Here is a 26,709-nt window from a genome sequence, read left to right as displayed (position 1 = left end):
CCGTGGGTATTGGCGACTTCATCAGTGATATCACGCCCGATTCGGTCGAGGACGCGATCGAGGACGGTGTCGAGTGGGCCGGTGACCGGGTCGAGGACGTCGGCAACTGGACGGCGGACCGGCTGGACGACGTCGGCTGGGAGTCCGGGGCGGACTGGGTGCGCGAGCAGTCCCGTTCGGTCGCCAACCGGATGGGTGCCGAGGTCGACGAGATGGACCTCGGGCAGACCGAGGACAAGACCAAGCTGATCTACGGCAGTACGGGCAAGCTCGATGCCACCGTCTCCAAGCTCCGCGCCTTCCAGACGGCGTTCGACAGCACCGGCGACGGACTGAAGGGGCTCGACTCGGGGCAGCTCAAGGGCGAGACCGCGAACGCGCTGCGCAACGCGGTGAGTACGCAGCCGCCCAAGTGGTACGCCGCGGCCGACGCCACCTCGAAAGCCCTCGGGGCTCTGGATTCGTTCGCGTCCACCGTCACCTGGGCGCAGGGGCAGGCGCAGACCGCGATCGACAAGTGGAAGGAGGGCGTCAAGGCCTCGGAGACGGCTGCGGACGCGCACCGTAAGAAGATCGACGACTTCAACAAGGCCGTCGACCGCTACAACGCCAAGCCCTCCGACAAGCGTGACCCCTCCGAGCTGCCGCCCCGGCCGGCATCCACGTTCGAGGACCCGGGCAAGAAGCTGATGAAGGATGCGCAGGACATCCTGGCCGAGGCCCGCACCCAGCGGAACTCGGCTGCGCAGACCGCCCGCACGACGATCAGTGCGGCCCGTGACATGGCGCCGAAGAAGCCCTCGTACTCGGAGCAGTTCGGTGACGGGTTCGAGGAACTCCAGGTCATGGGGATGCATGTGGACGGCGGCATCATCAAGGCCACCGCGGGCACGCTCAACTTCGTCCGCGGCATCAACCCGATGGACCCGTACAACCTGACGCATCCGGCCGAGTACGTCACGAATCTGAACAGTCTGGCAGCGGGTCTGGTGGTCGCCGCGAACGACCCGACCGGCACCGGCATCCAGATGGCCAAGGACTTCATGAAGGACCCGGCCGAGGGGTTCGGGCGGCTGATTCCCGATATCGCGATGACGATCGCCACCGGTGGTGGGGGTGCCGCGGTGAAGGGTGTGCGTGTCGCCGACGAGGCGGCCGAGGCTGCCCGGCTGCGCCGGCTGGTCGATGACGCCCCGGAGGGCACCCACGGTCGGACGGACGTGAAGCGTGTCAGTAAGGACACCGACCCGGTCGACCTGGCGACGGGCCGGATGTATTTGCCGCAGACCGATGTCACGATCCCCGGCATCCTGCCGCTGGTGTTCACCCGCCGCACCGAGTCCGGTCTGGCGATCGGCCGCTTCCTGGGCCCGTCCTGGACGTCCACCGTCGACGAGCGCCTCCAGATCGACGCCATCGGCGTCCTCCACGTCACCGCCGACGGCCTCCTGATCCACTACCCCCACCCGGTGCCCGGCGCGCCGACCGTGCCGGAGTCGGGCGCCTCCCGCACCCTGCTGGCCCGCGACGCCAACGGCGAGTACACGGTCACCGACCCCGACAGCGGCCTGGTCCTCGACTTCAACGCTCCGGCCGGCGGCGAACCGGGGTGCGATGGCGTGGCATGGCTGTCGGACATCACCGAACGCAACGGCCACACCATCGCCATCGACCGCGACGAGGACGGTGTGCCAATGGCCCTGGCGCACTCGGCGGGCCACCAGGTGAACCTGTCCACCACCGGCGGCCTGGTCACCGCCCTGTCCCTGGCCGGTGCGGGCGAGGGCGGTACGGACCTGCCCCTGATGAGCTACGGCTACCAGGACGGCAACCTCACCACCGTCAGCAAACCGTCCGGCGCCACGACCACGTTCCTCCACGACGACCGCCACCGCGTCATCGCCTGGATCGACTCCAACGACAGCCGCTACGACTACGTCTACGACGACCGGGACCGAGTCGTGGCGGAGGGCGGGGAGGCCGGCCACGTCCAGATCACCCTGGCCTACACCGAGCCCGACCCCGCGACGGGCCACCGCACCACCACACTCACGACCGCCGACGGCCACGCCACCCGCCATGTGTTCGGCTCCGGCTGCCTCCCCCTGGCCGTCACCGACCCGCTCGGCCACACCACCCGGTTCACCTACGACCCCCGCGGCAACCTCCTCACCCGCACCGACCCCCTGGGCCGCACCACCGCCTTCGCCTACGACGAGGACGACCATCTCACCGCCACCACCCGCCCCGACGGAAGCGAACTACGCACCGTACGGGACCCGTTCGGACTGTCGGTGGAGGAAGTGGCGGCCGACGATACCCGGACAATCCATGAGTTCGACGAACGCGGCAACCACACGGCGGCCACCGACCAGACCGGCGCCACGACCCGCTGCACCTACGACTGCGCGGGCCGGCTCACCTCGGTCATCGACGCACTCGGCGCCACGACCCATGTGGTGTGCGACGCGGCGGGCAGGACCGTCGAGGTAACCGGCCCGACCGGCGCCGTCACCCGCACGGAAAGGGACGCCCTCGGCAGACCGGTCCGCGTCACCGACCCGGCGGGCGGCGTCACCCTCCTGGAATGGCACGCAGACGGACAACTTGCCCGACACACCGGCCCGGACGGCGCCACCGAGTCGTGGACGTACGACGGCGAGGGCAACCCGCTGACCCACACGGACGCGTCAGGCGGCGTCTCCCGCTCCGAATACACCCACTTCGACCTGCCACTCGCCCGCACCCTGCCCGACGGCACCCGCTACGAGTTCGAGCACGACAACTCACTGCGCCTCACCCGCGTCACCAACCCGCAGGACCTGACCTGGACCTACGAGTACGACGCGGCCGACCGCATCGTCTCCGAGACCGACTTCGACGGCCGCACCCTCACCTACCAAATGGACGCCGCGGACGGACTGACCGCCCGCACCGACGCGCTCGGCGGGACCATCTCCTTCGAGCGCGACCAGCTCGGCCAGGTGGTCCGCAAGGACGTCGACGGCCAGGTGACGACCTACACCTACGACAGGGCCGGACTCCTGCTGGAGGCGACCGGTCCGGACACCGAACTCCGGTACCAGTACGACCGGCGCGGACTCACCAAGACCGAACTGGTCGACGGCCGCGCTATGAACTACTCCTACGACGTCCTGGGCCGCCGCACCCGCCGTACCACCCCCACCGGCCACGTCACCACCTACACCTACGCCGCCGACAGCACGACCCGGCGCCTGACCAGCGGTGCTCACCGGATCGACTTCACCCACGACGCCGTGGGCCGGGAGCTGTCCCGCGTCTTCGGCGACACGGTCACCATGACGTCGGCCTGGGACGAGGCGGGGCGGCTGTCCGCGCAGCACATCACCGCCGGAGCACGCCCCGTCAACAGCCGCACCTACTCCTACCGCGCCGATGGCCACCTGACCTCCATCGCCGACCGGAAGTCAGGCACCCGCACCTTCGACCTCGACGGGGCGGGCCGCGTCACCGCCGTCCACGCCAAGAACTGGACGGAGCGCTACGCCTACGACGACGCCGGCAACCAGACCTCGGCATCCTGGCCCTCCCGCCACCCCAGCAGCGAGGCCACCGGCTCCCGCGCCTACAACGGCACCACCATCACCCGCGCCGGAGACGTCCGCTTCGAACACGACGCCCTCGGCAGGATCACCCAGCGGCGCAAGACCCGCCTCTCCCGCAAGCCCGACATCTGGCGCTACGCCTGGGACGCGGAGAACCGCCTCACCGCCGCCACCACCCCCGACGGGACCCGCTGGCGCTACCGCTACGACCCCCTCGGCCGCCGCACCGCGAAACAGCGCCTCTCGGCCGACGGCGAGAGCGTGGCCGAGGAGATCCGGTTCACCTGGGACGGCCTGACCCTGTGCGAACAGACCACCCACCACCCGGACACCCCGAACACGGTCGCCCTCACCTGGGACCACCGCGGCCACACCCCCCTGGCCCAGACCGAACGCATCCTCACCCCCGACGACCACCAGACCGAGATCGACCGCCGCTTCTTCGCCATCGCCACCGACCTCATCGGCACCCCCACCGAACTCATCGACGAGTCCGGCGACATCGCCTGGCGCACCCGCACCACCCTCTGGGGCACCACCGCCTGGTCCCGCAACAGCGGCACCTACACACCCCTCCGCTTCCCCGGCCAGTACTACGACCCCGAAACCGGCCTCCACTACAACCTCTTCCGCCACTACGACCCCGAAACCGGCCGCTACACCTCCCCCGACCCCCTCGGCCTCGCCCCGGCCCCCAACCCCGTCACGTACGTGGACAACCCGCACGGCGGTTACGACCCGCTGGGCCTGATGCCCAAGTACCCGGAAGAGGACGCGAAGCCGAAGACCAAGGCGGAGTTGAGGGCGGAGAAGAAGGCGGCCAAGGCCAAGGAAGACGCCAAAAAGACCACGGACGAGGTTGTTGAACGGGCGCAGAACGGCAAGTTCAAAAGAGCCGGCAACTACCACGCGGACACGGGGCATAACTTCAGCGACGAACGGGTTCTGGACATCCTCAAGAACCCGGACGCGGTTTACCACTCGACTGCGAACAGCGGCAACCTGATCTTCAGACAGGGCGATGACATCGTGGTGACGACCGGTGGTGGCCCTGGGGCGGGTAACGCGATTACGGCGTACGGTCCGTCGGGCGTTCTGGGCGAATCCGGGGCGAGGGCGACGGGCGGCCTGCCTACCGATGCCGGTTCGCCGATTACCCACACCGACGTCGTAGAGGGCAAAATTCCCGGCAAGCAAGGCAACATGGCGCCCGGCGAGCGGATCCGATGAGGAGCAACCACCGTGAGAATCACCATCGATGGCGATTGGACCGCGACCGTCGCGGGGGAGCCCCTGGCCGTTGCACCGCGCTTCGACTTCCGGGACTTCCGTGTGTACATCGGAAGTTACACGGACGTGGAGGAGCGCTCGCAGTTCCAGCTCGACACCTTCGGTAGTACGGAATGGCTGTGGGACACCCCCGACGAGCTTCGCTTCGACCGGGAGAGCCGGCAACTGGTTGGCGCGGAGTTCCGCCTCCCCAATGATGCTGCGGACGCCGACGACAGCGTGTGCGTACCCGTCACACCTGCCGTCCGGCCGGGTGGGCTTCGTGCAGATGAGGTCCGGGACTTCCGCATGGCGACGACCACGGAGCTGTGCCGCGCTCCCGGAGACACCGTACTGACGTGTCTGCGTGACCTCGACGTGCTCGACGAGCCGCTGGAGGCCCGCATCGGTATCGCCCCCGCCGTGGCGCTCCTCGTCCAGCACGGCACGGTCGTCGGCTGGAGCCTCACGGATCCCGTGTGCTACCTGACCAGTGGGTTCACTGCCTCGGACCCGTCTCCTCCGGCCCCTGCCACTCGGTCCTTGTTCACCCAGTGCCTGGACTTGGTCACCACCTCGTTCGACGAGCTGAGGGAGCGGAACCCGGTCGCCCTGACCCGGCTCAGGTCACTCGACGACGCTCTGCGCAACCAGCGCGAGGACCGCCACCGGGCCGACGCCCTCCACACGCTCATCGCAGAACTCGTCGAGGACTACGCGACATGATCGCGAGCCGGTCGGTGGTGTTCGTGAGCGAGGAATCAACTCGGTGCGGATCGGGCTGACAGCAGGTCGGGATGAGGTGCATGGGAAGCGGTGCGTGGGAGGCGTGCCCACCGCCGTCGGCGCAGCGGTCTGCGGAGGACATTTCAGCGGCAACGCGCTGGAGTTCGTCACACCACCCGAAACGCCGTAAGGCTCGTCCGGGGAAGTTCGACAACATGGCGCCCGGAGTGGAGAGCGAGAGGTGTTCGGATCAAATGGGGGCGAGCATGACCATGAAACTGTCATTCGGCGGCGACTGGCACGCGACGGTGACGGATGGCCCGCTGCACATCACTCCCCGCTTCACGGGTGGCTCGGTGGAGGTGGCGCCCTACGCGGACGGGGTGGAGCGTGAGAGGTTCCTCGCGGACACCTTCGGTAGCGAGCACTGGCTGTGGGACACGCCTGACGTCTTCCGGTTCGCCCCGGAGGGACGGAAGCTGGTCGGAGCCGAACTCCAGATGCCGTATGTGGCCGCGGACGCCGCGACTCTCACTCGCCTTCCTGTTATGCCCGAGGTACAGCCGGGCGGGCTCCGGGCGGGCGAGGCCCGCGACTTCCGCACAGACTTCTGCACGGTGCTGTGCCGGGCCCCCGGGGACACCTCACTGGCCTGCCTGCGCGATCTCGACGTCCTCGACAAGCCCCTGGACGCCTGCATCGGCATTGCCCCCGACATGGCGCTCCTCATTCAGGACGGCGCTTTCGTCGGCTGGAGCCTCACCGATCCCGCCCGGTATCTGACGCCCACGTGCACCGACCCGGACCCCGCCCCGCCCTCCCCGGCCACCCGCCGCCTGCTTACCGAATGCCTGGACCTGGTCACCGCGCCGCTGCTCGACGAGGTGGAGGACGGCGACCCTGCCGCCGTTGCCCGTCTCCGAGCCGCAGACGAGGCTCTGCGCACGCAACAGGAAGACCGTCACCGGGCCGACGTCCTGCACGGCCTGATCGCCACCTACTTGAAGGACTACGGCTCGTGATCGGCCGGCAGCTTTCGATCGCTCCGGCGTCCCGCATTAAGGCGTATAAGCATGCACGACAACGCTGGTGGTGAAATCCAGATCTATTCGGTAGAGGAGAGGGGTGCTGGGACGGCAACGTGCGCGATTCGCTGCATAGGCGGAGTGGTGCGCACCGGCCGGCCGTTCAGGCTTTGCCTGAACGATGGCGCAACAGGAGAGCCGGTATTCCTGATCCTTGACTGGATCAAACTCTATGGAAAGTTCACAGACTCTCTCCATCCGCCCTACAGTGCCTTGGTCCAGCTGTCGGGGGACGGTGTGAGTCTTCTGGCGAGAGGCCTGGTCCTTGCCTCTTCTGCGAGTGATGATTCATGAACAGAATGCCCGAGGGCAAGGTGGAATCGGGGGGTGGGCTGACAGTGCGATTTCGTAAGTGGGACACGCAGTACTTTCCGGCAGGAGAACTGGTCAGGACTGACGAACCGGTTCGCGACTTCGACGAGTTGGAGGACCGCTTGCTCGCGGGCCACCCTCGAATGCGCCGTATCGTGCTTCGTCCACGTCCTGAGTGGCCGCTTTTCTGCCATTACCTGCACTGGAGCGACGGAACCGACCTGCTGTCTCTCGACAGGCGTGTGGCTGCAGGGACAGCGACCGAGGAGGACTTTGCCGGGGCCGTTGTCGGAGAGCCGTACGGCACCTCGCACCCAGCCTGTGGTGCGAGGTTCCGGGTGATCGAGATGACCACGGTTGTTCCCTTGTTCTCCGACAGCATCGAGCGCTCACGTGCCCACTCGTACCGCAACGAGTGCCCGCTCTGCGGTGGCCACTTCAGGGGCAGCGCCCTGGAGTTCATCACACCACCCGAAACGCCGTAAGGCTTGCCCGGGTCGCGTCCGGGCCAGTGCCGAGGGGCTCGGTCGTTGAAGGCCGGTTCCCTGGCACTTTCGGCACATGGGCCCGGGGGCGCAGATCAAGAGGAGATTGAATGGGGGCGAGCATGACCATGAAACTGTCATTCGACGGCGAATGGCACGCGACGGTGACGGATGGCCCGCTGCACATCATCCCCCGCTTCACGGGTGGCTCCGTGGAGGTGGCGCCCTACGCGGACAGGTTGGGGCGCCAGAGGTTCCTCGCGGACACCTTCGGTAGCGAGCACTGGCTGTGGGACACGCCTGACGTCTTCCGGTTCGCGCCGGACGGCCGGCAACTGGTCGGTGCCGAGTTCCGTCTGCCCGAGGAATCCGCTTCCGCCGAGGACTCCGCCCGTGTCCCCACTGCGCCTGCGGTAACTCCGGGCGGGCTGCGCGCGGACGAGGCCCGGGACTTCCGTCACGAGATGTGCACGGTGCTCTGCCGTTCTCCCGAGGATGCCGTACTGACGTGCCTGCGTGACCTCGACGTCCTCGACGAACCGTTGGATGCCCGCATCGGCATCGCACCCGACGTGGCGCTTCTGGTCCAGCGCGGCGCCGTCGTCGGGTGGAGCCTCACGGATCCGGCCCGGTACCTGACCACCCCGTTTACCGTGCCCGACGCCACTCCGCCGTCCATCGCCACCCGTCGGCTGCTCACCGAGTGCCTGGACCTGATCACCCAGCCGGTGATCTACGACGTGGAGGACTCCGACCCGGCCGCCCTGGCCAAACTCCGGGCGGCCGACGACGCTCTGCGTAACCAGCCCGAGGACCGCCGCCGGGCGGACGCCCTCCACAGGCTCATCGCGCAACTGGTCGAGGACTACGCGGTGTGACCGCGAGCCGGGCGGTGGTGTTCGTTCAGGACGCCTTGACGGACTCGATGAAGGGCGCCCAGGCAGCCGCGTGCACGATGAGCGCGGGGCCGTCGGGGCGCTTGGAGTCGCGTACGGGGACGAGCCCGGTGACTCCGTCGGCAACTTCGAGGCAGTCGCCGCCGCTGCCGTTGCTGTGGCTGCTCTTGCGCCACGTGGCGGTGCCGAGATCAAGATGGATGCTGGCCATTCCGGTACTCCTCAGCCGCCTTCTCGATCAGTGCGAGGGACACCTCTGGCGGCAAGGCAGCACCCCTCAGCCGATCGTATGCCTTGCGGTAAAGCATCACGAGTGCCGGATCATCGATGGTCTGTCCGTGATACGGGCCCTCGGTATAGAGCAACGGCGGCTCGTCGTCGAAATCCATCAGGAGAAGCGGAAGTTCGGTGAGGGCGCGAGTCGGGGCGTTCCACGGAAGGATCTGTACAACGATGCGGCCGCGCCGCGCCAGGGCTGCGATTTGCTCCAGTTGTTCGGCCATCTCCACTGACGGGATGATGGAATGGCGCACCACGGACTCGTGCAGGATCACCCAGTACTCAGGCTTCTTGGGGTTGTCGAAGAGCCTGGCCCGCTGAAGCCGGGCGCCGATCTTGGCTTCGACCTCCTCTGGAGTGTCCAGGGAGTGCGTGAAGCCGATGACGGCATCGGCGTAAGCCCGGGTCTGGAGCAGTCCAGGGATCAGAGTCCCGGACCACTGGCCGATACTGCGGGCCCGCGTCTCCGCCTCCGCGACCGGAGCGAAGAACGCGGCGTGGGCCCCCTGCTTGGCCTTCCGGACGTCGTCACACCGTCGTTCGAAGAACCCGTCCGTCCGCAGCACCCGGTCCACATGCCGCGCCAGTTCCACCGGCATGCGCCGATGCCCGTGCTCGATCTCGCTCAGGTACGTGATGCCGAAGAAGGAGCCGTCGACCAGCTTCTCCAGCGTGAGCCCCGCTTCCTCCCGTTTGAAGCGGAGCTCGTTCCCGTAGAACTGCGGGACTCCCGCCGAGCCGTCGATTTCCTTGCGTGTGGCCACCGTTGACTGCCTTTCGCGCTGCGCTCTGTGGAGCGGTAATCCCTTCCACCGTAGGGGCCCGTGCGGCAGCGTGTGAGGTGTTCGTCACAGTCAGCAACGAAAGGTGTACGCCTCCTCATGGACGAGATCAGGGACGACTCACCCACGTACGACATCGTCGAGGACATCGACGCACTGCGCGCCGCGCTCGCCGCGCACGGGATCACGCTGCCGTCGCTCGGCGTCGATCCGCTGACGCTGGCCGGGTGGTCGAAGCATCCGCCGCTGGTCGCGCTCGGCAACTGCAACGTGGTGACCGCGCGGCGGCTGGCCGAGGCGCTGCGCGTGGGGACCGGGGGATGACCGTGCTGCCGTTCACGGTGGATCTGCTCGCCGTGCCGGAGGCCGTACCGGAGATGCGGCGCATGCTGCGGTGGCGGCTGGGGGAGGTGGACGTGCCCGATCTGCTGCTCTGCGTCAGTGAGTTGCTGACCAATGTGATCGTGCACGTGGGGGCGGGGGTGCCGGTCACGCTGCGTATCAGCGGTACGGGGTCCGGGCGGGTGCGGGTCGAGTTGAGCGATCCGGCGCCGGGGGTGTGGCCGGCGATACGCTTCGCGGCGGGTGATGCGGAGTCCGGGCGCGGGCTGCTGTTGTTGGACGCGTTCGCGCTGCGGTGGGGCGTGGAGCAGGGGCCGTACGTGAAGACGGTGTGGTGCGAGCTGAGGGCGCCGGGTAGTTGGTGCCTCGCCCCGGGGAGGCACCTGGCACGATGCGGGGATGACGGAGGACATACAAGCTCGCGGTGAGGCGCTTGTCGTCGCCGCCCGTGCCGGTGACAGCAAAGGCGCGCGACGGGGTACCGACTTCTTCGTGTTCGGAAAGCACATCGACGAAGGCATCCCCTTCTGGGAGCAGGCCGTGGCGGCCGGGGACGCCTTCTCGCACTACACCCTGGCCCGCTACCGCAAGATCCGGGGCGACCGGTCGGCGGCGGACGCGCTCTACCGTGCCGTCGCCGACCGGCTCCCGGACTGTGCGTACGGGCTCGGCGTGCTGTTGAAGGAGGACGGCGATCCGGAGGCCGCCGAGTGGTTCCGGCGGGGCTGGGAGAACGGGCGGCACCTCGACTGCAAGATCGAGCTCGGGAAGCTGATGGCCGCCGAGGGGCGGGTAGCGGAGGCCTCCGCGTTCCTGATGAGCGACATTCAGCTGGGCGACATCGCGGTCTTCGGCTGGTCCCAGCTCTTCGACTCGGTCCGGGAGGCGTTCGACCGTGCCGCCGCGGCTCTGGACGCCGCCGGGGACGACGAGGACGGGGTCGCCGTCGTGGAGGCGCTGGAGGCGCTCTCCGAGGTGGACCGGCACTTCGCCGACTACCCGGGGCTGACCACCGAGGCCGACGCCCTCTACCGCCGGGCCTCCGTGCTCAGCGCCCAGGCGGCCAAGCGCTACGCCGTGTTCCTCACCGAGACCGGGGGCGAGGAGTCCTGGCCCCCCGCCCGGGACCTGTTGCGTCGGGCGTACGAGGACCGGTGCGAGGAGGCCGGGTACCTGCTCGGGGTCGGGCACGAGCAGCGCGGCGAACTCGACGACGCCGAGCGCTGGTACCTCCTCGTCGCCGCGTGGGGGAAGGAGTCGCCTCGGTGGAACCTCGGCTTCCTGTACCTGCGGCAGGGTCGGTACGACGAGGCCGAGCGCTGGTTCCGGGAGATCGGCGAGGACAACGAGGTCGCGGCCGAGCAGCTCGCCCGGATCGCCGCGATCCGCGCGGGTGATCCCGTCCGCCCCGACGAGGAGGACTTGTCCCGCCTGTCCGGGCTGCGCGAGCGGGCCGTGGCGGGGGATGCGCGCGCCTCGTACGAGTACGCGGCGATCCTCAACGACTGGAGGGGTGCGAACGCCCGCTACCTGCTCCGCTGGATGGAGCCCGCCGCGGCTGCGGGAGACGCGGAGGCCGCGTACGAGGTGGCGAGGCTGTACGCCGTGCTGCGTGGCTTTCCGGCGAGCGACGTGTGGCACCGCAAGGCCGCCGAGGGCGGCCACCCCCGCGCGTGCAACCACATGGGCCGGTTCTCCGAGGCCCACCGCGACTACCAGGAGGCAGAGCGCTGGTACGTACGCGCGGCCGACGGCGGGGCCCCGGTGGATCTCATGCTCGCGGGCAAGCTGAAGGCCCAGCGGGGTGCGTACGCCGAGGCGGAGCCGTTCCTCCGCAGGGCCTGGGAGAAGGACGCCGGGGCCGTGCACCGGACGGAGGCCGCCGGCTACTACGGCCTCGTCCTGCACCGGCTCGGCCGTTCGCAGGAGGCCCTCGAACCGCTGGAGGTGGCCGTGGGCCGGTGGGAGGAGGACGTGAGCCGCCGGTACGACCCGGACCTCCGGTCCCGCACCGTCCGCCCGAAGAAGGTGCTGGAGGAAGTGAAGGCCGCCCTGTCGGCGTGAGTACGCCGCCCGCCGCCACCTCGGCGGCAGGGGCGGCCGTTTGAGGTCCGGGTCCCTCGTCCGACGGCGGGGTCGCCGGGGAGCGGTCGCGTATCCGCTCGTCAGACGCGGGCGTGCACGCCCATGCCTCCGGAGACGGTGAGGTCGTTGCCGGTGATGTAGCCGGCGGCGTCGGAGGCGAGGAAGGCCACGGCCTCCGCGACGTCGGAGGGGATTCCGGCGCGGCCGAGCGGGACGTCCCGTGCCCAGGTGTCGATCATGTCCCGGGAGACGCCCAGCTTCTCGTAGGCGGGGGTGTCGATGAGGCCGGGGCTGACGGTGTTGACGCGGATGCGGCGCGGGGCGAGTTCGAGCGCGAGGGACCGCATGAGGGGCATCAGGGCGCCCTTGGCGGCTGTCATGGCTGCCCCGAGCCCTTCGCCCGCGCCCACGGTGCAGACGACGCAGGCGCCGTCGTTGAGGAGCGGGAGCGCCTTCTGCAACGTGAAGAAGTTGCCCTTCACGTTGATGTCGAACAGGGCGTCGAAGGCGTCCTCGTCGGTCGACTCAATGGGGCCGGGGCGGGAGACGCCCGCGTTGAGGAAGAGCAGGTCGAGGGAGCCGAACCGCTCGCGTACCTGGTCCATGGCGTGGTCGATGTCCGGCAGGGACCGTGCGTCGGCCCGGACCGCCGTGATGCCTTCGGGGAGCCGGGCGTCCGCGACGCTGTCGCGGCCGGTGACCATGACGCGGTAGCCGCGTGAGTGGAGCAGTTCGGCGGTCGCCCGGCCGATGCCGCTGGTTCCGCCGGTGATCAGGGCTGAGGGTGCGGGCATGGCGTGTCCTTTCGCAGGGGTGCGCCGTTCCGTACGGCCACTTCTGGCAGCGTACGACAGAATGGCAGTCACTGCCAGGTAGTGTGTGACTGTCAGGATGGCAGTGCTGGGATAGCCTGGCTGCATGGAGCAGGAAGCCAAGAAGACGGAGGGGCCCGCGCCCGCCACGCTGTGGGCCCGGACGCGGCAGCTGGCCTCTCAGGAGATCCTGGAGACCGCTCTGCGGCTGTTCACCGCGCAGGGATACGACGAGACGACCATCGCCCAGATCGCCCGGGAGGCCGGGGTCTCGCAGCGCACCCTGTTCCGCTACTTCGGCACCAAGGAAGAGCTGCTCGGCGGCGGGCAGGAGCGGTTCGGGCAGGTACTGGCCGAGGCCGTCGACGGGCAGCCCGCCGAGGCCGATGTCTGGGAGGTCCTGCGCGCGGGGATCGTCGCCGTGCTCGCTCTGCACGACAGCCGCGAACAGGCCCTGGAGCGGTTCCGCCTCCTGCACCACACCGCCTCGCTGCGCGCCGGCTGGCTGGAGAAGCGGCTGCGGTTCCAGGAGGACCTGCTGCCGCTCGTACGGGCGCGTACGGGTGCGACGGAAGACGCCGCAGAGCCGACGGCCCGCGCGGTGGTCGGGACGGCCTTCGCGTGTCTGGACGCCGCGTCGATGGCGTGGGTCGAGAGCGGCGGCGAGGGCGAGATCATGGACCTGTACGACGAGTGCCTGGCGGCGGTACGGGGCTGAACCGCGACCTGTCAGTCGGTCCGGGGCTGAACTGCGACCGGTCAGTCGATCAGTCGGTCCGGTTCCGGGTGGCGGTCCGGTGGTCCGTGGGCGGCCAGACGGTCAGCTGCGCCCCGTCACAACTGACCGTCCGGCCGGGGTACATGGCCTGGACGGCGGCCCGGTCCAGTCCGTCGATGTCGCCGCGCAGGATGACCGCGCCCGGCTGGTGGGAGACCCACACCGTGCCGACCGGCCACACCACGATCGTGTTCCCGCACCGGGTGACGTGCCGCCACGGGTACGCCTGGTGCAGCGCTGCCAGCGCGTCGTCCCCCCGGCCGTCGGCGTAGTCCCCCTCCAGGCAGACGAGCGTGTGGTGACGGCTCGCCCGTACCGTGCCGTCGGGCCACGGCCGGTCGTAGGGGCGGGCGGCTAACGCGTCGGCATCGTCGCGCCCGAACAGCAGTCGTTCCGGAGCGCGAACGTACTCATGTGAATCGGACACCGGGCAACCCCCCAAGTCGCGTGTCACCTCGCGAGGTTGCCGAGCCCCCGAGGCTTTGCTTGAGGAAATCTATAAGATTGCTTCCGCGAATTGCAAGCGATATAGGTGGCCGTTCAAGGAGTCCGCGACGGCGGGCCCCGGCCATGCCGGACCCACGCGGCGGCAACGGCGGCCGGTGGCGGTCGGACCCCATGTCGGCAGATGGGAGCGCCCCTATGCTGGCCGTGTACCGCCTGCCGGACTCACGCGTGACGGGCTGGCGAACGTGGAGGTGAGAGGGAATGAGTGGCGCCGTCGACCACACCGGCCCCTGGACCGTCGCCGACGTCCTGGCGCTGCCCGAGGACCGCACGAACCGCTACGAACTGCTGGGGGAATCGCTCGTGATGTCCCGCGCCCCCGGTATCCGCCACCAGCGCGCATCGCTCCGGCTCGCCATGATCCTGCATGCCGCCGCCGCGGCCTCCGAGGCACCGGTCGAGGTGCTGGAAGCCGTCAATGTCGTCCTGCCCTCCGGTCTTGTCATTCCCGACCTGGTGGTGGCCGATGCCGGTGCGACCGCTGAGGACGGTGTCAGTGTCGACGCGGACGGTGTCCAGCTCGTCGTCGAGCTCGTCTCTCCCGGCAACCGCATGGTGGACCGCAAGTTCAAGCCCATGCTTTACGCCGAGGCCGCCATCCCGCACTTCTGGCGGCTGGAGTTCGACCCCGCGCCCATGCTCGTCGTCTACGAGCTGGAAGGCGGCCGATACGTTGAGCAAACGACTGCACTCGCCGGTGTGACCACCTCGCTGGACGCGCCGTTCCCCGTGACGATCGATCCGGCTGGTCTCTCCCGCCAGTAGATGCCGTCTGACGACAAGCGGGCGGCACGGTCCCGAAGCTCGGAGCCGCCCGCCTATCGCGGTGGCAGCGGCGGCCGCCTCAGGTCCGGGACCGCGTCGTATGTCGGCGGGGTCTTCGGCGGGGTCGCGGCCAGCAGGTCCAGGGCCATCCAGACCGCGTCGTCCAGCACCGCGTGGCGGCCCTCCGCCCAGTCCAGCGGGGTGCGCAGGGCCTCCACGTCGGGGGAGACGCCGTGGTTCTCCACCGTCCAGCCGTAGGCGTCGAACCACGCGGCGTTCATCGGGACCGTGATCACCGTGCCGTCGCCGAGGCGGTGGCGGCCGGTCATGCCGACCACGCCGCCCCAGGTGCGCTGGCCCACCACCGGGCCCAGCTTCAGCAGCCGGAACGCGGCGGTGATCATGTCGCCGTCGGAGGACGTCGCCTCGTCGGCCAGCGCGACCACCGGGCCGCGCGGGGCGTTGGAGGCGTAACTGACCGGCTGGGCGTCACGGGTGAGGTCCCAGCCGAGGATCGTGCGGGTGAGCTTCTCGATGACGAGTTCGCTGATGTTGCCGCCCGCGTTGCCGCGCACGTCCACGATCAGGGCCTGGCGGGAGACCTCCAGGCGCAGGTCCCGGTTGAACTGGGCCCAGCCGGAGCCGCCCAGGTCGGGGATGTGCAGGTAGCCGCAGCGGCCGTCGCTCAACTCCCGTACGACCTCGCGCCGTTTGGCCACCCAGTCCTGGTAGCGCAGCGGGCGTTCGTCGACCAGCGGGACGATCGCGACCCGGCGGGAGCGGCCCTCGGCCTCTGCGGGCCTGAAGGTCAGCTCGACCGTGGTGCCCCCGGCGGCGGCGAGCAGCGGGTAGGGGCCGGCGACCGGGTCGACCGGGCGGCCGTCCACGTGGGTGAGGACCGCGCCCTCCCTGATGCCCGTACCGGCGAGCGGGGAGCGGGCCTTGGAGTCGGAGGACTCGCCGGGCAGGATGCGCCCGATGGTCCAGTCGCCGTCCCGGCAGAGGAAGTTGACGCCGAGCAGGCCGATGGCGCGCTGGTAGTGCGGCGGGCCCTCGTTGCGGCGGGCGGGGGCGACGTAGGCGTGCGAGGTGCCCAGTTCGCCGAGGACCTCGCGGAGCAGATCGGCGAACTCGTCGGGGGTGGAGACCCGTTCGACCAGCGGGCGGTACTGGTCGAGGATCGCGCCCCAGTCGATGCCGCACATGTCCGGCTCCCAGAAGTAGGAGCGGATGATGCGGCCCGCCTCGTCGTAGGCGCCGCGCCACTCGGCCGCCGGGTCGACGTCGTGCAGGATGCGGCGCAGGTCCAGGTAGACCGTGGAGTCGTTGTCGCCGGGCTCGTTCGCGGGGACGGCGCGCAGTTCGCCGTCGTCCATGACGACCAGCCGGGAGGCGTCGCCGCTGACGGCGAACCAGTCGAGGTGGTCGACGAGTTCGGTCTTCCTCGCCTTGGCGATGTTGAAGTGCTCAAGGGTCGGGCGGCCGGACATGTCCGCCGGGTTGGCGAACGTCTCCCCGAGCGCGCCGGAGATCGGCCAGCGCAGCCAGACCAGGCCGCCGCCGCTGACCGGGTACAGCGCGGAGTACTTGGAGGCGGCGACCGGGAACGGCGTGACCCGGCTCTGAAGGCCCTCGAACTCGACGGTGACCGTGGAGCCCTCCGCGGCGCCCGCCTCTGCGGTGTCCACCGGGTCGAGGCCGCCCGCGGCCGGGCGGCCGTCGGGGGAGAGCGCGAAGGGGGAGGGGGTCGCGGAGGAGAGCGGGACCAGGTAGGGGCGGCAGCCGAGCGGGAAGGAGAGGTCCCCGGTGTGCACGTCGTACACCGGGTCGAAGCCGCGCCAGGAGAGGAACGCGAGGTAGCGGCCGTCGCCGGTGAAGACGGGGTTCTCGTCCTCGAAGCGGCCGTTGGTGACGTCGACGATCACGGGTGATCCGGCGCCGGTGATCCGGGCCAGTTTGATCTGGCGCAGCGTGCGGCCGATGCCGGGGTGCGACCAGGTCAGCCAGGCCCCGTCCGGGGAGAACGCCAGATCGCGGACCGGGCCGTTGGCCGAGCGGATCAGCTCGACCGGCTCGCCGGTCGCGTCCTCCTCGACATCCAGCAGGAGGAGGCGCCCGTCGTGCGAGGCCATCGCGAGGATCTCGCCGTCCGGGTCCGCGACCAGCTCCTGGACCCGGCCGATCCGCCCGGAGGCGAGCCGGCGCGGGGCGCGGTCGCCGCTGGCACGCGGCAGGTAGGCGATCTCGATCGCGTCCTCGCCCTCCGCGTCCGTCACGTACGCCACCTGGCCGCCGCTTCCGAGCATCTCCGGCAGCCGGACCCGGACGCCGGGGGTGTCGGCGATGGTGCGGGCGGGGCCGTCGCGGTGGGTGAGCCAGTAGAGGCTGCCGCGTACCGATACGGCGCTGGCCCGGCCGGTCTCGTCCACGGAGAGTGCGTCGACGTGGCTGGCGGCCGCCACCTGGTACGGGCGCCGCCCGGCGCGCGGGCCGCCGAGCCGCACCTCCAGCCTGCGCGGGACGGCGTCGGGCGACTCCAGGTCGTCGGCCAGCCACAGCTCGCCCGCGCACTGGTAGACGACCCGCCGCCCGTCGCTGGAGGCGTGCCGGGCGTAGAACGCGTCGTGGTCGCTGTGGCGGCGCAGACCGGTGCCGTCGGGCAGGCAGGAGTAGAGGTTGCCGACGCCCTCGTGGTCGGAGAGGAAGGCGATCCGGCCGCCGACGAACATCGGTGAGCCGAGGTGCCCGCCGATGTCCGGGAGCAGCCGTTCGCCGTGCAGCCACAGCCGTCCCGTCGCCCCGCCCCGGTAGCGCTTCCAGGCGGCGGGCTCGTGCGGCGGGGTGCCGGAGAGCAGCAGGGTGCGGCGCTCGCCGTCGATGTCCGCGACGGCGATGTCGGAGACCGGGCCCCAGGGCAGCCGGCCGCCGGGGCTGCCGTCCGTGGGCACGCTGTAGGCCCAGGAGAAGTACGAGAACGGCTGCCGGTGCGAGGAGACGGCGAGGATCTGCGCGGCGTCCCCGGCGTCCGGGGTCCAGCCGCAGACCCGGGCGTCCGTCGACCCCCAGTAGGTGAGCCGGCGGGCCGGGCCGCCGGCGACCGGGGCGAGGTGGATCTCGGGGTCGAGGCTGCGCCAGGTCGTGTACGCGATCCTGGTCCCGTCGGGCGAGAAGCGCGGATGGCTGACCCTGGTGCGGTCGACCGTCACCCGCCAGGCACGTCCGGGCCGCTCGCCCTCCGTGACGAGAGGGGCGACCCAGAGGTCGTCCTCCGCCGCGAAGCAGAGGAGATCCTCGTGGAGGTGCGGGAACCGGAGATACGAGACGTCGTCACTCACCCCCCAATGCTTTCCGTGCGAGCGGGGGGCGGCAACTTGTGGTGCGGAACACAAGCGAAACGATTCCGTTTCGCTGGGTGGCCGGGGTACCGTCGATGTGTACGAAACAGTTTCGTTCGATTGACATAAGTTCGAGCGAGTCGGCGACGTACGCACTACACATAACACCTACACACCTACACACCTACACATCGCACGAGCTCGGGAACGGGGGTCGACACATGGCACGCACACGGCTCACGCCCGAACGCGAGAGCGAGCTGTACGCAGCCGTGCTCGACCTGCTCCGTGAGGTCGGTTACGACGCCCTGACCATGGACGCCGTCGCCGCCCGCACCCGTTCCAGCAAGGCCACCCTCTACCGCCAGTGGGGGAGCAAGCCCGAGCTGGTCGTCACGGCCCTGCGGCACAACAAGCCCGTATCCCTCGGCGAAGTCGACACCGGCTCGCTGCGCGGTGACTTCCACGCCGTCCTGAGCCGTACCGATGACTGTCAGATGGAGAAGGACGCCGCGCTGATGCGGGGTCTGAGCCATGCCGTCCACGACAACCCCGACCTCCTCCAGGCCCTGCGCGCACTGCTGGTCGAGCCGGAGCTATCCGGTCTCGAAGTGCTGCTGAACCGAGCCCTGGACCGGGGTGAGCTGCGTCCGGACAACCCGGCGCTGAATTACGTACCCCACATGCTGATCGGCGCGTTCACCGCTCGGCAGCTCATCGAGGACCGCCCGGTTGATCACGCGTTCCTCACCGACTACGTCGATTCCGTGATTCTCCCCGCTCTCGGAGTCTGACAGCCGTCCCCACGGCCCCGCACAGCCCTCTCCCCGAAAACAGCTCCACCTGACACGCCGCTCTCGTCGTCGGGCTGGTTCCTCACGCCTTTTTTCCACTCAACGACCCGACCGGGAGTACGCCTCCGTGGCCACATTCCTTTACAAAATCGGGCGGCTCGCCTTTCGGCGCCGCCGCTATGTCGCCCTGATCTGGGTGGCCCTGCTGGCGCTCGCCGGATTCGGCGCGGCCTCCGCGTCCACCGCCACCTCCAGCTCCTTCTCGATCCCGGGCACGGAGGCGCAGAAGGCCTTCGACCTGCTGGAACAGCGATTCCCCGCGGCCAGCGCCGACGGCGCGACCGCGCGCATCGTCTTCAAGGCCCCCGAGAACGAGAAGATGACGGACCCGGCCAACAAGGCCGACGTCAAGAAGATCACCGGGCAGCTGAAGTCCGGCTCGGACCAGGTGGCCTCGGTCGTCGACCCGTACACCGGAAACGCCGTCTCCAAGAACGGCTCGACCGCGTACGTCTCGGTGACCTACAAGGTCAACTCGATGGAGCTGACCGACGCCACCCGGGATGCTCTGGAGGACGCGGGCGAGGCGGCGCAGAAGACCGGGATGACCGTGGAGATCGGCGGTGACGCGCTCCAGGTGATGCCGGAGACCGGCGCCACCGAGGTCATCGGCATCGCGCTGGCGGCGGTGGTGCTCGTCATCACCTTCGGCTCGCTCATCGCGGCGGGGCTGCCACTGCTCACCGCGCTGATCGGTGTCGGCATCGGCGTCTCGACGATCACGGCCCTGGCCAACGTGCTGGACCTCGGCTCCACCACCTCGACGCTCGCGATGATGATCGGCCTCGCGGTCGGCATCGACTACGCGCTCTTCATCGTCTCCCGCTACCGAGCCGAACTGGCCGAGGGCCGGGAGCGCGAGGAAGCGGCGGGACGGGCGGTCGGCACGGCCGGTTCCGCGGTCGTCTTCGCCGGGCTCACCGTGGTCATCGCCCTGGTCGGGCTGGCCGTCGTCAACATCCCGATGCTGTCGAAGATGGGCTTCGCGGCGGCCGGCACGGTCGCCATCGCCGTCCTCATCGCGCTCACCCTCGTCCCGGCCATGCTGGGCTTCGCGGGCAAGCGGGTCATGGGACGCAGGGCGCGCAAGGCGGCGGAGGAAGAGAACAAGCCCGAGGCCAAGCCGAACATGGGCACCCGCTGGGCGCGGTTCGTGCTGCGCAAGCCGGTGTGGGTGCTGCTCGTCGGCGTCCTCGGCCTGGGCGCGATCGCGATCCCGGCCGCCTCGCTGGAGATGGGCCTGCCGGACGACGGCTCCCAGCCCACCAGCACCACCCAGCGCCGCGCCTACGACCTGCTCTCCGACGGATTCGGCCCCGGCTTCAACGGCCCGCTGATGGTCGTCGTCGACACCGAGAACAGCTCCGACGGCAAGGCCGCCGCCAAGCGGGTCGGTGACGAGATCTCCGGCATGAAGGGTGTCGTCGCCGTCACCCCTGCCAACTTCAACAAGACCGGTGACGCGGCAATGATCACCGTCGTCCCGAAGGACCGGCCCAGCTCGGTCGAGACCGAGAACGTGGTCCACGCGATCCGCGACGCGGGCAAGGACATCAAGTCCGACACCGGCGCCGAGGTCCTGGTCACCGGCTCCACCGCGATGAACATCGACTTCTCGCAGAAGATGAACGACGCGCTGCTGCCGTACCTGGCGCTCGTCGTCGGCCTCGCCTTCCTGCTCCTGATGGTGGTCTTCCGGTCGATCCTGGTGCCGCTGAAGGCGGCGCTCGGCTTCCTGCTCTCGGTCGTCGCGGCCCTGGGCGCGGTCGTCGCGGTCTTCCAGTGGGGCTGGCTCGGCTCGCTCTTCGGGGTCGAGCAGACCGGTCCGATCATGTCGATGATGCCGATCTTCATGGTGGGTGTCGTCTTCGGTCTCGCGATGGACTACGAGGTCTTCCTCGTGACCCGGATGCGTGAGGCGTACGTCCACGGCGAGAAGCCCGGCCAGGCGATCGTCACCGGCTTCAAGCACGGTGCCCGGGTGGTCACGGCCGCGGCCGTGATCATGATGGCGGTCTTCTCCGGCTTCATCGGCTCCAGCGAGCAGATGATCAAGATGATCGGCTTCTCGCTGGCCATCGCCGTCTTCTTCGACGCGTTCATCGTGCGGATGGCCATCGTGCCCGCCGTGCTCGCCCTGCTGGGCAAGCGCGCCTGGTGGCTGCCGCGCTGGCTGGACCGGGTCCTGCCCAACGTCGACGTGGAGGGTGAGGGGCTGCGCAAGGAGCTCGGCGCCTCCACCGATGACGGGGCCGGTCCGGACCACGGCGGTGAGCGCGAGCTGACCCGCGTCTGAGCCGTTCACCGAGCCGCTCCCGAGCCGCTCACCGAGCCGCTCCTGAGCCGCTCACCGAGCCGCTCCTGAGCCGCTCACCGAGCCGCTCCTGAGCCGCTCACCGAGCTGCTCCCGAGCCGTTCACCGAGCCGCTCTTCGAGCCGCAGAACTCCGGAGCCGCGTCTGAGCGGAGCGCGGCCCCGGAAGCGCCGGTTACCTGTGGGGACGGGGGGCCGGAGCGACGAGAGCCCCCGTGCACCTGGTGTGCACGGGGGCTCTCGGCATGCCGCGGGTCAGGCGGGCGCGGCCTCGGGCCTGGGGCCGGTCCTGGCCTCCGCGTGGGTGCGCCGCAGGAAGCGGATCAAGGGGGCGCTGTCGAACTGCACCACCTCGACACCGGCCGCCGAATGGAGCTCGACGACCAGCTGGGCCCGGCCGCAGGGCCAGACGCGGTAGCTGTCGCGCTCGACCGGGGCACGCAGCCCGCGCTCCAGCAGCTCACGTCCGACGGCCCACTCCGTACCGCTGGGGAAGGCGATCCGGATCGTGGGCGGGGCGTCGGCGGAGTCGTGACGCAGCTCCACGGGGACCACGGGCAGGTCGCGGGCGTCGGTGACGAGCCGGGCTCTGGCATGTTCTTTGATCACGGGGGACATGGGCCGGCTCCTCCTGTGTATACGTCTCTTGTATACGTCTTCGCCATCTAATGTCCCATATTTTACGTAAAGAGCACTGTGGGAACCCTGGGCAGTTGTGACGGGGGTGCTCTTGCAAACGGTTCGCAACAAGGTTCTATTATTGAGAGGTTCATGACCCCGCGCAGTCACGCAGTAACGCAGGAAGCGGAGCCTCCCCCCATGCATGTACCCGACGGATTCATCAACCCGCCCGTCTCCGCCGTGGCCGGAGTCGTCGCCGCCGGTGCCGTGGCCGTCAGCCTGAAGGGGGCCCGCCGGGAACTGGACGAGAAGACCGCGCCGCTGGCCGGGCTGGTCGCCGCCTTCATCTTCGCCGTGCAGATGCTGAACTTCCCGGTCGCCGCCGGTACCAGCGGCCATCTGCTGGGCGGGGCGCTGGCCGCGATCCTGGTCGGGCCGTACACCGGAATCCTCTGCGTCTCCGTCGTCCTGCTGATGCAGGGCATCCTGTTCGCGGACGGCGGGCTCACCGCGCTCGGCGTGAACATCCTGGACATGGGCATCGTCACCACCGTCGTCGCGTACGCCCTCTTCCGGGGGCTCACCGGTCTGCTGCCCCGCACCCGCCGCTCGATGACCGCCGCCTCCTTCGTCGCCGCGCTCGTCTCCGTACCGGCCGCGGCCTGCGCCTTCACGCTGATGTACTGGATCGGTGGCACCACCGACATCCCGATCGGCAAGGTCTTCACCGCGATGGTCGGCGTCCACGTCCTGATCGGCATCGGTGAGGCGGCGATCACCGCGCTGACCGTCGGCGCCGTCATCGCCGTACGCCCCGACCTCGTGCACGGCGCCCGCGGACTCACCGCCCCGCTCAAGCTCCGGATCGACGGCGAACTCGTCGACGCACCCGCCCGCGAGCCCGTCGCCGCCGCACCCGCCGCCCGCTCCAACCGGGGCCTGTGGGCCACCGGCCTGGTCACCGCGCTGGTCCTCGCCGGATTCGTCTCCTTCTACGCCTCCGCCAACCCCGACGGCCTGGAGAAGGTCGCCACTGACCAGGGCATCGACAAGAAGGCCGAGGAGCACGCGGCCAAGGACTCCCCGCTCGCGGACTACGGCGTCAAGGACATCTCCGACGCCCGGATCTCCGGCGGACTGGCCGGAGTGATCGGCGTCGGCGCCACCCTCGTCGTCGGCAGCGGCGCGTTCTACGTCGTCACCCGCCGCCGTCGCAAGGGCGACGAGCCCGAGGCCGTCACGAGCACGGATGCGAAGGTCTGATGGGCGCCGGACACGCCCACAAGCTCTACCGGCACGGGCACTCGCCGGTCCACGACCTGCCGCCGCACTGCAAGCTCGCCGCCGTCTTCTGCTTCGTCGTGGTCGTCGTCACCACCCCGCGCGAGGCGGTGTGGGCCTTCGGGCTGTACGCGCTGCTCCTCGCGGGCGTCACCGCGGTGGCCCGCATCCCGGCCGGTTTCCTCCTCAAGCGGCTGCTGATCGAGGTGCCGTTCGTCGCGTTCGCGCTGCTCATGCCGTTCGTCGTGCCCGGCGAGCAGACCCACGTGCTCGGCCTCTCCGTCAGCGTCCCCGGCCTCTGGGGCGCCTGGAACGTCCTGGCCAAGGGCACCCTCGGCGTCGCCGCCTCCGTGCTCCTGGCCTCCACCACCGAACTGCGCTCCCTGCTGCTCGGCCTGCAACGACTGAGGCTGCCGCCCCTGCTCGTCCAGATCGCCTCCTTCATGATCCGGTACGGCGATGTGATCACCGACGAGATGCGCCGGATGTCCATCGCCCGCCGCTCGCGCGGCTTCGAGGCGCACGGGGTGCGGCAGTGGGGCGTACTGGCCAAATCTGCGGGCGCGCTCTTCATCCGGTCCTACGAGCGCGGGGAGCGCGTCCACCTCGCGATGGTCAGCCGCGGCTACACCGGCACCATGCCGGTCATCGACGACGTGACCGCCTCGCGCAGCCAGTGGGCGTACGCCTCGGCACTCCCCCTGCTCGCCCTCGCCGTGTGTCTGCTGGGATGGACCGTATGAGCACCGACCCCGACCCCGTACCGCCGTCCCTCGAAGTCAGCGGCCTCGCCTACGCCTACCCCGACGGCCACCAGGCGCTCTTCGGCGTCGACCTGACCGTCGCACGCGGCGAGCGCGTCGCCCTGCTCGGCCCGAACGGGGCCGGCAAGACCACCCTCGTCCTGCACCTGAACGGCATCCTCGACGCGGGCGCCGGCACCGTCCGGGTCGCCGGACTCCCCGTCGAGAAGCGCAACCTCGCCGAGATCCGGCGCCGCGTCGGCATCGTCTTCCAGGACCCCGACGACCAGCTCTTCATGCCCACCGTCCGCGAGGACGTCGCCTTCGGGCCCGCGTCCGGCGGGCTGCGCGGCGCCGAACTGGAGGAGCGGGTCACCGACGCGCTGAAGCAGGTCGGCATGGAGGAGTTCGTCAACCGGCCGCCGCACCACCTCTCGTTCGGGCAGCGCCGCCGCGTCGCCGTCGCCACGGTCCTCGCGATGCGGCCGGAGATCCTCGTCCTGGACGAGCCCTCCTCGAACCTGGACCCGGCCTCCCGCCGCGAACTGGCCGACATCCTGCGCTCCTTGGACGTCACCGTGCTGATGGTCACGCACGATCTGCCGTACGCCCTGGAGCTGTGCGGCCGCGCGGTCATCCTCAGCGAAGGCGTCATCGCCGCCGACGACCGCACCCAGGACCTCCTCTGCGACGAGCAACTGATGCGCGCCCACCGGCTGGAGCTCCCCTTCGGCTTCGACCCGCGCTCCGTGACGGTGAACACGAGGTAACAACCTCACCCGCCCCACCCGCGACCTGCGCGGCAATGCACCATGGGGGTATGAGCGGGAGCGCGGGAACAGGCGTGGACGTACGGGGCGCGGTAGTGCCCGGATTCGAACCGGTCCGGGATGCTTTCATCCGTAACTTCGAACAGCGCGGCGACCGGGGGGCAGCGGTCACCGTCTACCGGCACGGGCACAAGGTCGTCGACCTGTGGGCCGGGACCAGAGACGTGGACGGCGCGGAGCCGTGGGCCGTCGACACCGTGCAGGTCGTGCGCTCGGCCGGCAAGGGCATCGCCGCCGCCGTGCCGCTGCTGCTGCACCAGCGCGGCCAGATCGATCTGCACGCCCCCGTCGGCACCTACTGGCCCGAGTTCAAGGCCAACGGCAAGGAGCGCGTACTCGTCCGCCACCTCCTCGCCCACCGGGGCGGCATCCCGGCCCTGGACCGGCCGCTGACCCCCGAGGAGGCCGCCGACGGGGTGAGCGGGCCCCTCGCCGTCGCCGCCCAGCGCCCCCAGTGGGAGCCCGGCACCGAGCACGGCTACCACGCGCAGACCTACAGCTGGCTCATCGGCGAACTGGTGCGACGCGTCACCGGCCGCACGGTCGGCCGCTGGGTCGCCGAGGAGATCGCCCGCCCGCTCGGCCTGGACTTCTGGTTCGGCATCCCGGTGGACGAGGCCCACCGGGTGGGCCGGATCGGCCCGGTCGAGGCGCCCGCGGGCGAGGAGACGGGCGCGCTGCGGATGCGGCCCAAGCGCTCGGTCGTCGAGGCCTACCGCGACCCGGACTCGCTGACCCGCCGGGCGTTCGGCGCGATCGACCCGTTCCCCGACGAGAACGACCCCGGCTACCAGGCCGCCGAACTCCCGGCGTCCAACGGCATCGCCACCGCCAGGGGCCTGGCCCGCTGCTACGCCGCGATGATCGGGCCGGTCGACGGCCACCGGCTGTTCGCCCCCGCCACGCTGACCCTGGCTCGCACCGAGGAGTCCGCGGGGCCCGACCGGGTGCTGGTCGTCAACACCCGGTTCGGGCTCGGCTACATGCTGCACGGACCGGCCTCCCCGCTGCTGGCCCCGGGCTCCTTCGGCCACCCGGGACGGGGCGGTTCGCTCGGCTTCGCGGACCCCGAATCGGGCATCGCCCTCGGCTATGTGACGAACGGTCTGCAGAAGGGAGTTACCGCCGACCCCCGTGCCCAGGCCCTGGTCCGGGCAGTACGGTCGGCGCTATGACTGCTGCCGCGCTCGCGCGCTTCGACGGATACGGCGTCCTCATCACCGGTGCGGGCCAGGGCATCGGCGCCGCCACGGCCCACCGCCTCGCGGCCGAGGGCGCCGGGGTCCTGGTCACCGACCTGGCTCCGGAACGGGCCGCGCGGGTGGCGGCGGACATCGTCGCGGCGGGCGGCCGGGCCGAGTCGCTGGCCTGCGACGTGACGGACCGGGCGGCGGTCGAGGCGGCGGTGGCCCACGCCGTCGGGGTGTTCGGCGCGCTCGACGTGCTGGTGAACAACGCGTACTCGTGCGCCCCCGACGAGGCGCTGTTCGAGGACGAGCCGGACGACGTCTGGGAGCGCGATCTCGACGTCACCCTCAGCGGCGCCTACCGGTGCGCGCGGGCCGCAATGGCGCACCTCGTGGCGTCCGGCCGGGGCGCGATCGTCAGCATCGGCTCGGTCAACGGCGTGCAGGACTTCGGCAACCACGCCTACAGCGCCGCCAAGGCGGGCCTGGCCGGCCTCACCCGTACCCTCGCGGGCCACGCCGGACCGCGCGGGGTGCGGGTCAACCTGGTCGCGCCCGGCACGATCCGCACCGACGCCTGGTCCGGCCGCGAGGACGAGCTCTCCCGGGTCAGCGGCCTCTACCCGCTCGGCCGGGTCGGTGAGCCCGGGGACATCGCCGCCGCGGTCGCCTTCCTCGCCTCCCGCGACGCGGCCTGGGTCACGGGCACGACGCTGTGCGTGGACGGCGGGCTGACCGCGGTGAACACCGGCTTCCGGCAGGCCCTCGCGAAGGACTGAGGCCGGGGACAGAGGCTCTGCGCTCCCCGGTCCCGCCCCGCGCGGTCCCGCCCCGG

At 70.3% G+C, this 26,709-nt stretch carries 23 protein-coding genes; 17 read left to right on the top strand and 6 right to left on the bottom strand.

The window, feature by feature from the left end; translation table 11 throughout:
• Positions 1 to 2 precede the first annotated feature (2 nt).
• The 5 genes from OG892_RS15830 (at position 3) to OG892_RS15810 (ending at position 8,342) form a co-directional block, all read left to right on the top strand.
• On the top strand, positions 3 to 4,817 hold the full coding sequence (locus tag OG892_RS15830; protein WP_371629490.1) for a putative T7SS-secreted protein: 4,815 nt from the start codon (positions 3 to 5) through the stop codon (positions 4,815 to 4,817).
• Positions 4,818 to 4,829: 12 nt separating this feature from the next.
• Positions 4,830 to 5,582 (top strand): hypothetical protein, encoded by a 753-nt coding sequence (locus tag OG892_RS15825; protein WP_371629489.1) that lies wholly within the window; start codon positions 4,830 to 4,832, stop codon positions 5,580 to 5,582.
• Between the two features lie 266 nt (positions 5,583 to 5,848).
• Positions 5,849 to 6,604 carry a hypothetical protein gene (locus OG892_RS15820; protein WP_371629488.1) on the top strand — a complete coding sequence of 252 codons (756 nt, stop codon included), beginning with the start codon at positions 5,849 to 5,851 and terminating at the stop codon, positions 6,602 to 6,604.
• A gap of 353 nt (positions 6,605 to 6,957) precedes the next feature.
• Positions 6,958 to 7,464, top strand: coding sequence for a hypothetical protein (locus OG892_RS15815; protein ID WP_371629487.1), 507 nt, complete (start codon positions 6,958 to 6,960; stop codon positions 7,462 to 7,464).
• 122 nt (positions 7,465 to 7,586) lie between these two features.
• Positions 7,587 to 8,342, top strand: coding sequence for a hypothetical protein (locus tag OG892_RS15810; RefSeq protein ID WP_371629486.1), 756 nt, complete (start codon positions 7,587 to 7,589; stop codon positions 8,340 to 8,342).
• Between the two features lie 25 nt (positions 8,343 to 8,367).
• On the opposite strand, the gene OG892_RS15805 is transcribed toward OG892_RS15810, so the two are convergent.
• Positions 8,368 to 8,571, bottom strand: coding sequence for a DUF397 domain-containing protein (locus OG892_RS15805; RefSeq protein WP_371629485.1), 204 nt, complete (start codon positions 8,569 to 8,571; stop codon positions 8,368 to 8,370).
• Entirely contained in the window at positions 8,552 to 9,403 is an 852-nt protein-coding gene (locus OG892_RS15800) for a helix-turn-helix transcriptional regulator (protein WP_327337305.1), read from the bottom strand. The genes OG892_RS15805 and OG892_RS15800 overlap by 20 nt, the downstream gene beginning before the upstream one ends.
• Before the next feature lie 117 nt (positions 9,404 to 9,520).
• Between OG892_RS15800 and OG892_RS15795 the strand changes: the two genes are divergently transcribed.
• The 3 genes from OG892_RS15795 to OG892_RS15785 are packed head-to-tail and all read left to right on the top strand — an operon-like array spanning position 9,521 to position 11,827.
• Complete coding sequence (locus OG892_RS15795) at positions 9,521 to 9,745, top strand: hypothetical protein (protein ID WP_371629484.1); 225 nt, start codon at positions 9,521 to 9,523, stop codon at positions 9,743 to 9,745.
• Entirely contained in the window at positions 9,742 to 10,191 is a 450-nt protein-coding gene (locus tag OG892_RS15790; protein ID WP_073738398.1) for an ATP-binding protein, read from the top strand. The genes OG892_RS15795 and OG892_RS15790 overlap by 4 nt, the downstream gene beginning before the upstream one ends.
• Complete coding sequence (locus OG892_RS15785) at positions 10,163 to 11,827, top strand: tetratricopeptide repeat protein (RefSeq protein WP_371629483.1); 1,665 nt, start codon at positions 10,163 to 10,165, stop codon at positions 11,825 to 11,827. Before OG892_RS15790 ends, OG892_RS15785 begins: the two co-directional genes overlap by 29 nt.
• A gap of 101 nt (positions 11,828 to 11,928) precedes the next feature.
• On the opposite strand, the gene OG892_RS15780 is transcribed toward OG892_RS15785, so the two are convergent.
• Entirely contained in the window at positions 11,929 to 12,642 is a 714-nt protein-coding gene (locus tag OG892_RS15780) for an SDR family NAD(P)-dependent oxidoreductase (RefSeq protein WP_371629482.1), read from the bottom strand.
• A 124-nt stretch (positions 12,643 to 12,766) separates the two neighbouring features.
• Here OG892_RS15780 and OG892_RS15775 point away from each other — a divergent pair, with 124 nt between their 5' ends.
• Positions 12,767 to 13,378: a TetR/AcrR family transcriptional regulator gene (locus tag OG892_RS15775; protein WP_371629481.1), complete on the top strand. Its 612-nt coding sequence runs from the start codon at positions 12,767 to 12,769 to the stop codon at positions 13,376 to 13,378.
• Between the two features lie 49 nt (positions 13,379 to 13,427).
• Here OG892_RS15775 and OG892_RS15770 read toward each other — a convergent pair whose 3' ends face one another.
• The gene (locus tag OG892_RS15770; protein ID WP_371629480.1) at positions 13,428 to 13,865 is read right to left on the bottom strand and encodes a hypothetical protein; all 438 of its coding nucleotides are present in this window, start codon (positions 13,863 to 13,865) and stop codon (positions 13,428 to 13,430) included.
• A 281-nt stretch (positions 13,866 to 14,146) separates the two neighbouring features.
• On the opposite strand from OG892_RS15770, the gene OG892_RS15765 reads away from it, so the two are divergent.
• On the top strand, positions 14,147 to 14,710 hold the full coding sequence (locus OG892_RS15765) for a Uma2 family endonuclease (protein WP_371629479.1): 564 nt from the start codon (positions 14,147 to 14,149) through the stop codon (positions 14,708 to 14,710).
• Positions 14,711 to 14,763: 53 nt separating this feature from the next.
• Here OG892_RS15765 and OG892_RS15760 read toward each other — a convergent pair whose 3' ends face one another.
• Positions 14,764 to 18,045, bottom strand: a complete 3,282-nt coding sequence (locus tag OG892_RS15760) for a S41 family peptidase (RefSeq protein WP_371629478.1) — start codon at positions 18,043 to 18,045, stop codon at positions 14,764 to 14,766.
• 221 nt (positions 18,046 to 18,266) lie between these two features.
• Here OG892_RS15760 and OG892_RS15755 point away from each other — a divergent pair, with 221 nt between their 5' ends.
• Positions 18,267 to 18,839: a TetR/AcrR family transcriptional regulator gene (locus OG892_RS15755; protein WP_371629477.1), complete on the top strand. Its 573-nt coding sequence runs from the start codon at positions 18,267 to 18,269 to the stop codon at positions 18,837 to 18,839.
• Between the two features lie 127 nt (positions 18,840 to 18,966).
• Positions 18,967 to 21,195: an MMPL family transporter gene (locus OG892_RS15750; RefSeq protein ID WP_371629476.1), complete on the top strand. Its 2,229-nt coding sequence runs from the start codon at positions 18,967 to 18,969 to the stop codon at positions 21,193 to 21,195.
• Positions 21,196 to 21,467: 272 nt separating this feature from the next.
• On the opposite strand, the gene OG892_RS15745 is transcribed toward OG892_RS15750, so the two are convergent.
• Positions 21,468 to 21,830 (bottom strand): SsgA family sporulation/cell division regulator, encoded by a 363-nt coding sequence (locus OG892_RS15745; RefSeq protein WP_371629475.1) that lies wholly within the window; start codon positions 21,828 to 21,830, stop codon positions 21,468 to 21,470.
• A 201-nt stretch (positions 21,831 to 22,031) separates the two neighbouring features.
• Between OG892_RS15745 and OG892_RS15740 the strand changes: the two genes are divergently transcribed.
• From OG892_RS15740 to OG892_RS15720, 5 genes are all read left to right on the top strand, one after another.
• Positions 22,032 to 23,096: an energy-coupling factor ABC transporter permease gene (locus tag OG892_RS15740; RefSeq protein ID WP_371629474.1), complete on the top strand. Its 1,065-nt coding sequence runs from the start codon at positions 22,032 to 22,034 to the stop codon at positions 23,094 to 23,096.
• Entirely contained in the window at positions 23,096 to 23,857 is a 762-nt protein-coding gene (cbiQ, locus tag OG892_RS15735; protein ID WP_371629473.1) for a cobalt ECF transporter T component CbiQ, read from the top strand. Before OG892_RS15740 ends, cbiQ begins: the two co-directional genes overlap by 1 nt.
• On the top strand, positions 23,854 to 24,627 hold the full coding sequence (locus OG892_RS15730; RefSeq protein ID WP_024494190.1) for an energy-coupling factor ABC transporter ATP-binding protein: 774 nt from the start codon (positions 23,854 to 23,856) through the stop codon (positions 24,625 to 24,627). The genes cbiQ and OG892_RS15730 overlap by 4 nt, the downstream gene beginning before the upstream one ends.
• Positions 24,628 to 24,701: 74 nt before the next feature.
• Entirely contained in the window at positions 24,702 to 25,862 is a 1,161-nt protein-coding gene (locus OG892_RS15725; protein ID WP_371631640.1) for a serine hydrolase domain-containing protein, read from the top strand.
• Positions 25,859 to 26,653, top strand: coding sequence for an SDR family NAD(P)-dependent oxidoreductase (locus OG892_RS15720; RefSeq protein ID WP_371629472.1), 795 nt, complete (start codon positions 25,859 to 25,861; stop codon positions 26,651 to 26,653). Before OG892_RS15725 ends, OG892_RS15720 begins: the two co-directional genes overlap by 4 nt.
• The last annotated feature ends 56 nt before the right edge of the window (positions 26,654 to 26,709 follow it).

The organism is Streptomyces sp. NBC_00341 (assembly GCF_041435055.1).
Lineage (GTDB): Bacteria > Actinomycetota > Actinomycetes > Streptomycetales > Streptomycetaceae > Streptomyces.
Note: the sequence above shows the minus strand (reverse complement) of the source record. Positions and strands in the feature narration are given on the sequence as shown.